Origin of the sequence: Sphingobacterium sp. SYP-B4668 (genome assembly GCF_027627455.1) — a bacterium.
GTDB lineage: Bacteria > Bacteroidota > Bacteroidia > Sphingobacteriales > Sphingobacteriaceae > Sphingobacterium.
In genome coordinates this window covers 1,468,311-1,482,217 of sequence record NZ_CP115483.1, presented here as the reverse complement: position 1 = coordinate 1,482,217, position 13,907 = coordinate 1,468,311, and the positions used below count along the sequence as shown (strand labels likewise).

Here is a 13,907-nt window from a genome sequence, read left to right as displayed (position 1 = left end):
TACTTCTTTGGTGGCTATTTCAGAAATGCCTTAATTACCTTCGCTTGTTCATCGCCTAGGTTACGAATAGTGTATCGTGCATTCCCTGCAGGCACAATAAAGGTCTCAGCATAAAAGAAGCGTTGGCAACGGCCTGATGCATCCTCTACCTCTATCGCCGAACCTTCAACTAACATCAGCACATGCACTTGGTCATTAGTCTCCACGCACACTTCTGTATAGATATCCAAGCGATGCACATCGTAATAATGACGTTCATGGGTCGGATAGTGAATCAATTGATGCGATTGATCCTCGCTAATTACATAGGGTTTAGAAATATATTCTTGCTCTACTCGATCACCTTTGCAAGTGAAATCTAAGTTGTTAAAACCATGCTCTATATTGATTGGCCTAGGCTTTCCCTCTTTATCCTTCTGCAACCAATCATACATTTTGAACGTAAAGATATATGGCGTCGCCGAAATCTCTAGAACCATATTATTCTTACCCGAGCTATGTACAGTCTGATTCGGAATCAAATAAAAGTTATGCTTTTTACTATCGAATACATTTACATACTGTGTAATATCGAGCGGCTCTTCGTTCGCTTGACTAGACTCTAAAGCTTCACGAAATTTGATTGGTTCGACGCTTTCACGGAAACCCAAGAACACCTTAGCATCCTCTTTACAGTCCATGATATAATAGGTTTCATCCTGTGTAAATTTTTCACCAAACTGCTCTTGGATATACTCCAATGACGGATGACATTGAATCGACAGATTACCCCCATCAAAAGTATCCAAAAAGTCAAACCGAATTGGGAAGAAATCTTCAAAACGAGCGTGATCACGCCCTAGGATAACGTTGGACTGCGCATACATCAACGTATCGAATGCAACCTCAAGTAACAAACCATCGCTTTCCATCACTACTCCATTTTCGGGCGCTATAATTTCAAAAGACCACGCATAGTTTTCTTCCTCACGAGCCAATTCTGTAAATCTATCCTTCATCCAGTGTCCTCCCCACACTCCAGGATCGAACCAAGGACGTGGGCGAAAAACTGTAGTTGCCATAGCTTTGATCGATTCACTTAGCGCTGCACCCTCCATCCAATTCAACGTATCACCCCACTGTGTATCCGCATAGGCGTCCAACCGTCCCAACATCTTCTTCTTATGGTTATTTAGAACAATCCAATCTACAAAATACAGACGCTTATAGGTTGTCATCCCATTAATAGAGTGGCTTGACCCCAAATTGAAAACAGAGCCTCCTCGAACTCGATACAACAATTCATTCTTTGGCAAATCAAAATAAATAGATCTAGTAAAGCCCTTAGCAAATAGTGCCCCTGTACCCCAAACAATATTGACATCATAGCTATCATCTACCGCGACCGACTCCAATTCCTCAAGATTAAAAAACTGCCCCAACTCTAAATCGGTCACCTTTCCCCAGACCGAATCCACTGCTCCCATATAGGGAGCCACCAAAGCATCCAAAGTCTCTTCACTCTTTAGAAACATTCGTGTATCAATCCAATTTACACGAAGGCCACGCTTCACAAACCCAGCATCCAAAGCAACACGGATACCATTCCAATCCACTCCCACATAACCATCTACCACAACCTGCTTTTGACTGCTCAACCAATCAACCAAGGAGTCATACCCCCCATGAATCTGGCCACTCGCTATTGAAAAAGAGGGATAAATAGTATATCCTTCAGATGAAGTAGATTGAATCTGTGCTGGCATTACAGGCTGCCGTGTGCCTCGTTGCAAAAATGTTGTTTCCATATTTTATTAAAATGTATACACATAAAATTATGCACATACCGTCAAAAAGAATAATTCACTTGATTTAATACACAATTATAAAACTTTGTATCTACATATACAAGTTAAATAAATAAATTGTACATACATTTGTTGCGTATTTATATTTTACTACACGATTTTACTGAAGAGAATTACATGAATCTAAAAATCAACCCAACTTCATCTATCCCCTTGATACAGCAGGTAGAAACATTGTTACGAGACCTGATAGTCGTCAAAGAATATCAAAATGGAAAGCTACTACCCAATGAATTGGAACTTGCCAAAGTAATGGGGGTATCACGCACCACATTACGTCAAGCGATTAACAAGCTTGTATTTGAAGAACTCCTCATCCGTAAAAAGGGACGTGGTACGTGGGTGAATCAACAATGTCATATCAGCTCCAAATCAAAAAACTGGATGAGTTTCACCCAAGAAATGGCGGCCCGTGAAATTCCGATTAAAAACTTTGAACTCCATATTTCATGGGTCAATCCAACAAAAAAAACAGCAACCTTTTTTGATATCAAAATGGACAGTAAAATATTAAGACTCGCCCGACTGCGCGGTACTCCGGATGGTCCATTTGTATATTTCGAATCATTCTTCGATCCAAAGATAGGAATGACGGGTGATGAGAATTTCAAACTTCCATTATATGAAATGTTAAAGCAATCTTTTAATGTAATCGCATACAAATCACAAGAAGAGATTAGTGCAATGGCTGCAGATGATCACATTGCCGAAAAATTAGACATTGGAATAGGGAGTCCAATATTGTTTAGACGTCGCTATGTAGTAGACAAGCAGGGCAAGCCGATCGAATACAACAAAGGTTACTATCGATCCGACCGCTTTATATATGCCATTGAAAGTGAACAAGGACCTTAAAATAGTAACCAATATATAGCTTTTATAATGACAAGATAGGTCAAAAAAGTGCTTACGAGCGAACCTAAGATATCGGCTACATTATATTCATATTGCACCAAGTCATCGCAACGAACCCCTGAAACATCGACCTTGAACAATAGGATATTTTTAAGCAAAGTGAGGATTTAGAAATCCTCGCTTTGCTCTAAATCCTCGTGATTGTCCCCTCCTAAGCTATAATAGTTATTTTCTTCATCTTCTGAACCAATTTCTTCTTGGTCATCGTCCAGCTCTGAACCAGGCACATCCAAGCCCTCATCCAAAGACCGTTCATCGGTTTTGGATAAGGGCTCCTGTCCCAATTCTTCGTCCAATACCCGCGTTTCTTTACTAAAAATATCCTCCTTTGCCGAATAGTGCGGATACCCAGGATAATCTTGATTATCTTCTGATTCTTGATTATTTTTTTTGGGGTCTAGCATAATCATCTCTTTTTATTAGAACCATCTTATATGGTAGTACATGTAAAAAACAGGTAAGTCACTAATTTGTTTGACAATCCATCGGCAAAAATCGGAGGATAATAGATTCAAAAGCATTGACACGAGCATGCCCATGGTTCTATACATTTTGTTATTGGATAGTCGCAAACACGGACCGTGCATAATTCAATCTGCACTTTATACAATATCCCTATTACACATGATAATGTCACAAAAAGTAAAATGTGTGAATAATACAAACTTGGTGATAAATGATATAACGAGATCGAACAACAAAACACCACCTTTGATGTAACGATTTACTTCTCTGCGGGTATACACTAACAACCAGTCATCCATTGAATGCACGCAAAAAACAGATAACAATTATGGGAACAATCAAGGTTAGAAAGGAGGGGGTACTATTGCAAAAGACCGACCTTGCGTTTGAAAATGTAGGCGTGCTCAATCCTGGCGTCATTAAGGAAGGACAACATATCCATCTCTTCTATCGGGCTGTTAGAAAGGGTAATTTTTCTTCTATTGGGTATTGCAGACTATCGAGCCCTTTAGTCATAGAAGAACGACGGGATATACCGATTATGAGCCCAGAGTACAACTTTGAGATTCATGGAATGGAAGATCCTCGAATTGTCAAAATTGACGGGCTGTACTACCTTACCTACACGGCTTATGACGGTGTAAATGCTCTTGGCGCACTTGCGACCTCCCTCAATTTGACCAAATGGCATAAGCATGGGATTATAGTACCGCAGATTACCTATGATGAATTCAAAACATTATTGGAAACTAAGGCCCACTTGAATGTTAAATACAGTCGATACAACATCGATATGACTGAAAAGCCACATACCGATGGAAATGCTATGGTTTGGGACAAAAATCTAATTTTCTTTCCAAGGAGGATCCATCATCGACTGTATTTTCTACATAGAATAAGACCCGATGTACAATTATTGATTGGTATCAATAGTTTAGAGGAGTTGAACGAGCAATTTTGGAAAAATTATCTTACACGTTTTGAAGAAAATGTGCTGTTAACACCAAAATACGCACATGAAGTCAGTTATATTGGAGGCGGTTGTCCTCCTATCGAGACTTCAGAAGGCTGGCTGCTGATCTATCATGGAGTGCACGATACTATCGCAGGATATACCTACTGTTGCTGTGCCGCCTTGCTAGATCTCGACGACCCTCAACAGGAAATCGGCAGACTACCCTACCCACTTTTCTTCCCAGAGGAAGAATACGAACGCATGGGCCAAGTTAGTAATGTATGCTTTCCCACAGGGGCCGTAGTGGAAGGAGATATGCTCTACATCTATTACGGGGCTGCGGATGAACGGATTGCGGTAGCGTCTGTATCAATCACCGCATTACTATTTGAACTCCAACATACAGAAACGAAAAAATCCCATATTTCTACCCAACATTCCCCCAATCACTATGAAAACTAAAGACGTAATGTATCATATTATTGAAAAAAATCAATTAAGTGAGATTATAGGTTCGCTACCAGCGGTAGTGACTACCAATCCCCGTACTGGCCTAATGTTTATCTCATCCTTCCCACCAAGAGAATGTGGAATAGCAACATATACTACTGATTTGATTCAAGCGATAGAAGAGAAGTTTAACGAATCTTTCGAAATCTCTATCGTCCCTGTAGAAGCATCCCATGAACATCTCCAATATGAACGCACGCCCCGATATATACTAGACACATCAGACACGGGATCCTACATTAATCTAGCTGATAATATCAACAAGGCTAATAATGTCCAAGTGGTATCTGTCCAACACGAATTTGGTTTATTTAAAGAACAAGAAGAAATGTTTGGTATTTTCTTGAATCTACTCAAGAAAGATGTAATCATCACCTTCCACACAGTCTTACCCAATCCGGATGAAAAACTCAAACTGCAGATAAAGCAAATAGCCGAAGCCTGCAAACGTATCATTGTCATGACCAACCACTCCGCAAATATATTGATGAAAGACTATGGCATTGAACCTGAAAAAATTAAGATCATCCAACATGGCACCCATCTTCTACCTGCTAAAGATAAAGACGAGTTAAAAGAGAAATATAAGGTCCCTAATCGCAGAGTGCTCTCTACATTCGGGCTTTTAGGTCCTGGGAAGAACATTGAAACTACCTTACATGCACTTCCTACAATCATCAAACAGAATCCAGACGTTATTTTTTTGATAATTGGCAAAACACATCCATCCATTGTTAAAAATGAAGGTGAGCAATATAGAGAACATTTGAAATCGATTATAAAGACACTGGAAATCGAAGAACACGTCCTTTTAGTCGATCAATATCTGCCTATAGAGAATCTCCTCGAATACCTCCTATTAACCGATATTTATCTCTTTACGTCTAATGATAGACATCAAGCTGTCAGTGGCACTTTCTCGTATGCCATCAGTAGTGGGTGCCCCATCATATCTACTCCAATACCCCATGTACGCGAGGTATTAAAAGAAGATATGGGGGTTATTATCGATTTTGAAGCTTTCACTCAACTAGCAGATGCTGCAAACAATATACTCGAGAATACGGATATACAGGAATGGCTAGGATTAAACAGTCTTCAAAAGATGGTGTGCACATCTTGGCAAAATTCAGCGATAGCGCACGCCAATATCTTTAAGATTAAAGACAAGAATAAAATAATCAGATACTCATTACCCCAAGTGAATCTCGATCATATCGAGAGAATGACGACCGACTTTGGCATGATCCAATTTGCAAAAACCAGTACACCTGATCTTTCTTCAGGATACACTTTAGATGACAATGCACGAGCATTGGTCGCTTTAAGTCAGCACTTCGAGCTCTATCGAGACGTATCGGATTTAAGACTTATTGGAATTTACCTAAATTTTATTGGCCATTGTCTCCAAGAAAATGGTAAATTCTTGAATTACATGGATAGTGAAAAAGCATTCACTAGTCAAAATGCCGAGGTCAATCTAGACGATTCCAATGGCAGGGCAGCTTGGGCGTTAGGGCATGTAGTATCGCTAAAAAACATACTGCCCAATACGTATACTCAACAGGCTGATGACATATTAGAAAAAGCTCTTCCAATGTTACAACAAATATGCTCTACAAGAGCTTTGTCGTTCACAATTAAGGGGCTTCACCTGCAAAACAACAAGATAAATCTTCCCATCCTATCAAAACTTGCAGACAGGTTGGTTGCCATGTACGAAACGGAAGCAGAAGATTCTTGGCTATGGTTTGAAAAATACCTTACCTATGGTAATAGTGCAATACCCGAAGCCCTCCTTTGTGCCTATATTTCCACTCAAGATCCCATCTACAAAGAAATAGCAAAATCGTCTTTCGACTTTCTCCTTTCCAAAATATTTGTCAACGATCGTATACACGTAATTTCTAACAAAGGATGGGCACACAAGGGTATCTGCCAGAATCCAACGCTTGGGGGTGAACAACCGATTGATATTACCTATACTATTTTGGCTCTTAATAAATTTGAAAAGATATTCCCACAGGAAAAGTATGCCCTACAGATTAAACAGGCTTTTGATTGGTTCTTAGGAAAGAATCATTTGAATCAAATCGTTTATAATCCGGTAACCGGCGGTTGTTATGATGGAATTGAAGAAGAATACATCAATCTGAATCAGGGGGCAGAATCCACTGTAAGTTATCTCCTGGCAAGACTTACCTTAGAGAAGCTGGATATAAAATAACATATTTCAGCTGTTGCCATTCAATTTATACATCCTCCAGATTAATCCGCTTTTTATAACGCATATTTTTAAAAAAAGTGGGGGTCAGGCCGGTTATTTTTTTGAATTGTTTAGAAAGGTGTGACACACTGCTGTAATTAAGCTGAAAAGCAATCTCGGATAGACTCATCTCATTGTAGATGAGCAATTCCTTGACCTTTTCAATTTTATGTAGAATAAAGTAGTGTTCAATGGTCGTCCCTGTCGATTCCGAAAATACATTGGCCAGATAGGTATAGTCATACTGTAACTTTTCACTCAGATAATCGGATTTACGGATAGTCGGAAAATCTGCTGTATAATGAACCAAGTCGATGACTGCATTCTTAATCCGCTCGATCAAAATTGCGCGCTTATTATCCATCAGTTCCAAACCAGACTTAGATAGCGCTACTTTAAAAGACTCCAGCTGCGATGCTGTCAAGCGCTGCTTAATTTCTATCTCCCCAAGATCAATATCACCGTATATAATACCCAAGTGATCAAGCTCAGCCTTAACAATCAACTTACAGCGATTGCTTACCATATATTTAACAAATATCTTCAACGTCCCTACATAAAAAAATAAAATGTGATATCCTAGGATAACAAAGCGTAAAGATACACCATTATCGCAATAAATAATTGATAACCAATATATTTCACTATCTTTACTAAACACCCTTATGCCACCGGGCATATCATAAGGGACAGTCACCGAATAAGGAATGCCTTGGTTAAAAACTACTTTGTTTTTGGTCTGGAATCTATCGGACGGCCTTGAGGCAACAAGATACTCTTTCATGATAAATACAACGCGGTCAAACGTTACTAAAAAATACTGTCATGAATTATATCAAATATTATCGGGTCTACAAAAACCAGACAGATGTAGTCATTATATCTGCAAATGATTTCGCAAGATCGCCTTGGCAGTCCTGTAGTAATGAAGTCCAACAAGAGCAGCCATCAACGGACGTTGAGCACTACACCCTGAATCCCAATTTTTATAAATTTAGAGACTATACTGACATTATATTGGCTATGGAAAGAGCTAAATCAGGAGCACTCTGTTATATAAATTCGCTCCTTTCAGAAGCCACAAAAATCATTATAACGCTGAAGACATTTCGTGCCGACAACTACCAAAATTTGAATCACAATCTCCTAGACAGGCACATACGACAATTGGAACAAAATATTAAACACAACTAAAAACAAAATCATGAGCAAAGAAAAGAAAAAGGCAAAAGGATCGAAAGAAAAGGAATTATCTGATTATCAAAAAGGAAAAGATACTGTTTCAAAAGACGTTCCCAACCTAACCTCCAAAGTATCAGGTAAATCCAAGAAATAATCTGATAGTTAATCCGAAACTGCAGAATTCGACTAGGTAAGAATTAAAATAAGGCGGTCAACACTAGCAAAGTTTTACCGCCTTTTTCATATGGTTAGTATGGCCATTGTACAATTTTTCCGTTGTTCTTTCTGAATGAACTTGGAGATTTGTTCAAGTCATTGGAGTCAATCTCAGGTAACGAAACTCTTAAATATTTTTAACTCCAGTCCGAATTTTCAAGCGTAAAGATATCGTCTATCTTCGTTTCGAATATATGTGCGATTTTCATCGCCAGTAATGTGGAGGGCACAAATTTTCCAATTTCAATCGAATTAATAGTCTGTCTGGATACATTTATCAGTCCAGCAAGCTCCGCTTGTGTCATATTACGTTTTGCCCGCTCTACCTTCAGTGTGTTTGTCATATGATAGGTCCTATTTTCCGAAGTACAATCTAAAATAATAAATCACCAAAGCTAACGAGAATAATAGGATAATGAAATAATCAACCTCTGTAATTTGCCAGTGAATCAATCCCTCCGAGTAAAAATAGGAACTCAATAGCTTAATGGTATAGGCGATGACAAGTGCAAAATAAAGAGAAGATGTCTTAATAGATACTGATCGTTCGTCCTCGACACGTTCCCTCGAAGTAAACAACGTAAATAATCCCACCATGAGAGGTACAGTAGCCCCCGCTGAACGGTCTCCAATGATGACAAATATACCAAGTATAGTCACCCCAATCCCTACATATCGTTGAAATGAGAAGAGATTCGAATTTTTTTTTGCGTTCATGTTGTTTAAGTTTAATACAGTAAAGATAAACAAACTACTCAAAATGACAAGTTTACTTTACTTTTCTATTTTTTTAACACTATAAATCGGTAATAGCGTATACACTACTCTACCTGAATGTTATATCCTGAAGTTTTTTAGAGAGAAACATCTTTAATACTGATTTTTGACCCATAGATTGACCACCTTGTAATATCGAGATTTGGTAAGTACCTTTATAAAAACATTAAAGACTATGAAGCAGGTTTCAACAGGTTTGTTATGGGGTATATTTATGCTGATAATCGCTTGTGGCAGCACTGATAAAAGCGAGATTGCTGTGCTTATCGACACTTTCTATAGCACACGCGAAAACTACGCAAATGTCAATAAGAGTCTACTTTCAGCTGAACTTGTTACACTCATAGATAGTGCACAACAAAAGGAAAAAAAATCTGCTGAAAAGATTTCCAAAAGCAATTATCCTACAGATAAACCTCTTCTTATAGAAGGTGATATCTTTACAGGACTGTATGAAGGATCTACTTCCCATGAAATACTAGAAATACGTATTCGCGACAGCACTGCCGTCGTGGAGGTCCGTTTCCACAATAATATCGGGGAAAATATTTCTTGGACAGATGATATTCATTTACTAAAAAAGGGTAAATGGAAAATAGACAATGTAGTATATGGCCATGAAAATCCAGCTATACTAGGAAGCCTCAAAGAAGTGCTCAGAAGTTTCAACCAAACTGAACTATAACACCGTCCTGTCATTAGCAATCCAAGGCAGTGAATACCGTTAGTTAACCGTCAATTCAGATCGTTCATGAAAACAAACAATCATCCTTATCAAACCGACATCCTCGGGCCACCGTATGAGCAAACCGTCTTAAAACTAGCCGATGACTACGAAGGCAAAGTTGTCGCGACCCTAATTCGTAAAAAGACCTCAGAGAAAACGAAAAAAGCAGCCCTATATATACACGGCTATATCGATTATTTCTTTCAAACTGAAATGGCCGAACAATTCAATCTTCATGGTTACGACTTTTATGCACTCGATCTTCGAAAATACGGTCGGTCCCACCTTCCTCACCAGTCCCTTTTTCTGGTTAAAGATTTGCAAGAATATGATGAAGAGATTTCAATGGCATTAGATATCATTGGAGATGAAGGGCATGATACCGTTCTTATGTGCGGGCATTCAACAGGCGGGTTGACCACGACTTACTATACGATACGACATCCGAAGCACCCACTCTTAAAAGCGTTATGGCTCAATAGTCCATTTTACGACTTTAATGTAGATTCATTCACCAAAAAAATTGGTATCCCTCTCGCCAGCCGATTGGCAGGATTGCTCCCTACTTTACAACTGCCCAATAGACTAAACAAACACTATGCTAGAAGCCTACACAAAGACTATGCTGGTGAATGGAATTTTAATCTCAACTGGAAACCCCTAGATTTCCCCTATTCATCCATCCACTTCATTAAGGCGGTACATCGGGTACATCGAGTACTCTGGCAAAGCCCTGAAATCAGTGTACCAACACTCATCATGTACAGTACCCAAAGTAAAAAAAACAACGAATGGAATGACGATGTGACAAAAAGTGATTTGGTACTCGATGTCAAGGGAATTGAAAACCAAGCCAAAAAATTAAAAGGCGATATCACGACTATGTCTGTCAAAAACGGAGTACATGACTTAGTGCTATCTTCCAAAGAAGTAAGAGAATTCGTCTATAGCAAACTGTTTGCTTGGTTAACAGAAAAGAGAATCTAGGATACCGCATCCAAAGAACCTCATTAACAAGTGCGTTAATCCATACATCAGGCTATTTTTCAATTCATTAATATATCCCTCAATTCACTTAATTAAAAATGAGGAATATGCAAATATATAGAGAGCTAGTCCTTATGGAAAAATACCTAGCTGCTCATATGCAGCACCCACTTTGTTGATAGCGCAGATAAAAGCAGCCGTTCGAAGGTCATCTACACCTTTCGTATTTACATATACTTCCCTAATCTCTTGATAAGATCCAATCATCGTATCTTCCAACCCCGAATAGATCAAATCAATCTCATCGGGTCCTCTCAAGATAATTTTTCGTTCAAGCTCAGATACCTTTTTTAATGTTAGGGACTCAATAATATTGACCAATTCGGCATACATATTCTCGCTGAATCGCTTTTCCAGTCGACCATACCGCACATGACTAAGATTTTTGAGCCATTCAAAATACGACACTGTTACCCCTCCTGCATTCAGATACATATCAGGAACTATCCAAACCCCTTTTTTGAGTAGAATAGCATCCGCGTCAGGTGTTAAAGGTCCATTAGCCGCTTCACCAATAATCTTAGCTTGTATCCGATCAGCATTGCCAGCATGAATCACGGACTCCAGCGCTGCCGGAATTAAAATATCACAAGGTTGTTCCAATCCATCAGCGCCATTTGCAAGGTCAGTAGCTCCCACATATTGTAAAATGGATCCTGTGGACTTACGATGTGCGATTACTTCGTCTACATTTAGACCATCTTCTTTATAAATCGCCCCCTCATATTCAATCAACCCAACCAAGATAGCCCCTGCATCTTGAAAAAACTTAGCCGCATGGTAACCCACATTCCCTAATCCCTGTACAATCACTCTCTTGCCCTTTATCCCGACACTCAACCCCAATCTCTCCATATCTTCCCTGACAGAACAGACCTCCCGAATACCGAAATATACCCCTAGCCCCGTTGCCTCCGTCCTTCCTTGTACACCACCCTGTGAAAGAGGTTTACCAGTCACACACGCTTGAGCATTCACATCATTCGGATTCAGAGATGAATACGTATCCAGTATCCAACTCATTTCTTTCGCACCTGTCCCATAATCAGGTGCGGGCACATCAATACCAGGACCAATAAAATTCTTCTTCACCAATTCGGAAGTATAGCGTCTCGTTATTTTTTCAAGTTCAAATTCGGTATACTTGCTTTTGTCGATTTTGATCCCTCCTTTACCACCGCCAAAAGGGACATTAACAATCGCACATTTATAAGTCATCAAAGCAGCCAATGCCATAACCTCCTCCTGATCAACCTCCATGCTAAACCTTATCCCTCCCTTGCAGGGGAGCTTGTGATGCGAATGCTGCACACGATAGGCTTCGATTACTTCTACCGTATCGCCTATCTTGACCGGAAATTTGACCCTCAAAATCGAGTTGCAAGCCTTAATCTGTTCCAGAATACCCGCTGAAAATCGAGTAAAACCAGCCGCTTTATCAAAATTTTGACCAACTCCTTTTAAAAAACTATAATTCTCTTGTGATGAATTCGACATAAAATATATGTTAGTTTATACTTGATTTCCTATTGTTCTTAAAATCATAACACGGGCTTGTTTACCACTGATTAAAGTTATGATTTTTAACGATTGAATAACAACGAAATACACTGACAATCAAATTTTTAAAACTATAACTATGTTCAGGTCATTTTGATAAAAATCATCAAATAGAATCGCTAAATCAATGATAAAAACATCAGCTTTCGCCCCACAATTCATTCAATTTTTCAATCGCGCATAACAGTACATTTTGTAAATCACCTCTAGCGCCCTCTTGTCTAGCACAAAATATTATTGATTTTGCTGTATTGATAAAGTTTAAATGGTAACTTACATCATCATAACCTAGTCACTGCTGAGCGCGACAGAGGTCTTAAAATGTATCCTAATATGTCAGATCATATTTACTCGATAATCAAGGGTAGTGGTAGTTACCTACCCACACAAATAGTCAAAAACGATAATTTCTTGACCCATACGTTTTATGATAGTAGTGGGCAGCAACTTGCAAAAACAAATCAACAAATCATCGACCAACTAGTTCAAATCACCGGAATACAGGAAAGGAGATATGTTGAAGATCATCTAGTAGCTTCCGATATTGCAACATTCGCGGCCAAAGAAGCACTTCAAAACAGTGGTATAGATCCTGAATCGCTAGATTATATTATCCTAGCCCACAACTTTGGTGATATCCGAAGTAACATTGGCCGAAGCGATATGGTACCCAGCCTCGCCTCCAGAGTTAAGTACAACCTAAAGATCAACAATCCGGAGACCATCGCTTACGATTTGCCTTTTGGGTGTGCGGGATGGTTACAAGGACTTATCCAAGCAGACCAGTATATCAAAGCAGGCAGTGCCAAACGCATATTGGTAATTGGAGCAGAAACTTTGTCCCGTATATGCGACCCCCACGACCGAGATAGTATGATATACTCCGACGGCGCAGGAGCCATTATCTTAGCAGCACAACAAAGTGCTACGCCAATAGGCATCATCGCCCACAGTACTAAAACCTATGCCGATCCATTTGCATATTATCTACGATTAGACAAGTCCTATAATCCAAATTATATTGGGAATGACCTTTTTCTCAAAATGGATGGACGCAAATTATATGAACAAGTTCTTAAAAACGTACCACTTATCATCGACGAAAGTATACAGAAAGCCAAGATTTCAATCACGGATATATCCAAATTTCTGATACATCAGGCCAATCTCAAAATGGACGAAGCGGTGCTTACTCGCCTTTTTGAATTGTATGGCATTCTCGAGGTACCACAAAATAGGATGCCTATGACGATTTCATTTTTGGGCAATAGTTCCGTTGCCACCATTCCCACCCTTATTGATTTAATTGTACAAGGTAAGCTCCAGCCACACGCTTTCAAAAAAGGCGAGCATATTGTCATGGCAGCTATGGGAGCTGGAATGAACATCAACAGCCTAGTATACACATTTCCGGAAGATTTTTAGCAGTTTGCATGACAA

Annotated in this window: 14 protein-coding genes; 8 read left to right on the top strand and 6 right to left on the bottom strand. The window is 39.2% G+C overall.

The genetic code is table 11. The features are described 5' to 3' along the window. Nucleotides 1-14: 14 nt before the first annotated feature. Nucleotides 15-1,787, bottom strand: coding sequence for a class I mannose-6-phosphate isomerase (locus tag OQ289_RS06450; RefSeq protein WP_270089915.1), 1,773 nt, complete (start codon nt 1,785-1,787; stop codon nt 15-17). Nucleotides 1,788-1,964: 177 nt separating this feature from the next. Between OQ289_RS06450 and OQ289_RS06445 the strand changes: the two genes are divergently transcribed. Then, nucleotides 1,965-2,702 (top strand): GntR family transcriptional regulator, encoded by a 738-nt coding sequence (locus OQ289_RS06445; protein ID WP_270089914.1) that lies wholly within the window; start codon nt 1,965-1,967, stop codon nt 2,700-2,702. Between the two features lie 167 nt (nt 2,703-2,869). Here the strand turns inward: OQ289_RS06445 and OQ289_RS06440 are convergent, their stop codons facing one another. Beyond that, a complete protein-coding gene (locus tag OQ289_RS06440; protein ID WP_270089913.1) occupies nt 2,870-3,166 on the bottom strand; it encodes a hypothetical protein in 297 nt (98 codons plus the stop codon). 389 nt (nt 3,167-3,555) lie between these two features. On the opposite strand from OQ289_RS06440, the gene OQ289_RS06435 reads away from it, so the two are divergent. Together OQ289_RS06435 and OQ289_RS06430 are read left to right on the top strand one after the other, a co-directional pair. Next, on the top strand, nt 3,556-4,644 hold the full coding sequence (locus OQ289_RS06435) for a hypothetical protein (protein WP_270089912.1): 1,089 nt from the start codon (nt 3,556-3,558) through the stop codon (nt 4,642-4,644). Beyond that, the gene (locus OQ289_RS06430; RefSeq protein ID WP_270089911.1) at nt 4,634-6,919 is read left to right on the top strand and encodes a glycosyltransferase; all 2,286 of its coding nucleotides are present in this window, start codon (nt 4,634-4,636) and stop codon (nt 6,917-6,919) included. Before OQ289_RS06435 ends, OQ289_RS06430 begins: the two co-directional genes overlap by 11 nt. A gap of 25 nt (nt 6,920-6,944) precedes the next feature. Here OQ289_RS06430 and OQ289_RS06425 read toward each other — a convergent pair whose 3' ends face one another. Continuing rightward, nucleotides 6,945-7,742, bottom strand: coding sequence for a helix-turn-helix domain-containing protein (locus OQ289_RS06425; RefSeq protein WP_333485592.1), 798 nt, complete (start codon nt 7,740-7,742; stop codon nt 6,945-6,947). A 41-nt stretch (nt 7,743-7,783) separates the two neighbouring features. Here OQ289_RS06425 and OQ289_RS06420 point away from each other — a divergent pair, with 41 nt between their 5' ends. Further along, nucleotides 7,784-8,152 carry a hypothetical protein gene (locus OQ289_RS06420; RefSeq protein WP_270089910.1) on the top strand — a complete coding sequence of 123 codons (369 nt, stop codon included), beginning with the start codon at nt 7,784-7,786 and terminating at the stop codon, nt 8,150-8,152. 10 nt (nt 8,153-8,162) lie between these two features. Beyond that, nucleotides 8,163-8,294 (top strand): hypothetical protein, encoded by a 132-nt coding sequence (locus OQ289_RS06415; RefSeq protein ID WP_270089909.1) that lies wholly within the window; start codon nt 8,163-8,165, stop codon nt 8,292-8,294. Between the two features lie 199 nt (nt 8,295-8,493). Here the strand turns inward: OQ289_RS06415 and OQ289_RS06410 are convergent, their stop codons facing one another. Continuing rightward, entirely contained in the window at nt 8,494-8,700 is a 207-nt protein-coding gene (locus tag OQ289_RS06410; RefSeq protein ID WP_270089908.1) for a helix-turn-helix transcriptional regulator, read from the bottom strand. 10 nt (nt 8,701-8,710) lie between these two features. After that, complete coding sequence (locus OQ289_RS06405; RefSeq protein WP_270089907.1) at nt 8,711-9,073, bottom strand: hypothetical protein; 363 nt, start codon at nt 9,071-9,073, stop codon at nt 8,711-8,713. A 235-nt stretch (nt 9,074-9,308) separates the two neighbouring features. Between OQ289_RS06405 and OQ289_RS06400 the strand changes: the two genes are divergently transcribed. Next, nucleotides 9,309-9,818 carry a hypothetical protein gene (locus tag OQ289_RS06400; protein WP_270089906.1) on the top strand — a complete coding sequence of 170 codons (510 nt, stop codon included), beginning with the start codon at nt 9,309-9,311 and terminating at the stop codon, nt 9,816-9,818. A gap of 66 nt (nt 9,819-9,884) precedes the next feature. Next, nucleotides 9,885-10,847 carry an alpha/beta hydrolase gene (locus OQ289_RS06395; protein ID WP_270089905.1) on the top strand — a complete coding sequence of 321 codons (963 nt, stop codon included), beginning with the start codon at nt 9,885-9,887 and terminating at the stop codon, nt 10,845-10,847. A gap of 132 nt (nt 10,848-10,979) precedes the next feature. On the opposite strand, the gene OQ289_RS06390 is transcribed toward OQ289_RS06395, so the two are convergent. Continuing rightward, nucleotides 10,980-12,404: a Glu/Leu/Phe/Val family dehydrogenase gene (locus tag OQ289_RS06390; protein ID WP_270089904.1), complete on the bottom strand. Its 1,425-nt coding sequence runs from the start codon at nt 12,402-12,404 to the stop codon at nt 10,980-10,982. Nucleotides 12,405-12,800: 396 nt separating this feature from the next. Here OQ289_RS06390 and OQ289_RS06385 point away from each other — a divergent pair, with 396 nt between their 5' ends. Beyond that, a complete protein-coding gene (locus OQ289_RS06385) occupies nt 12,801-13,892 on the top strand; it encodes a 3-oxoacyl-ACP synthase III family protein (protein ID WP_033565369.1) in 1,092 nt (363 codons plus the stop codon). Nucleotides 13,893-13,907 lie beyond the last annotated feature (15 nt).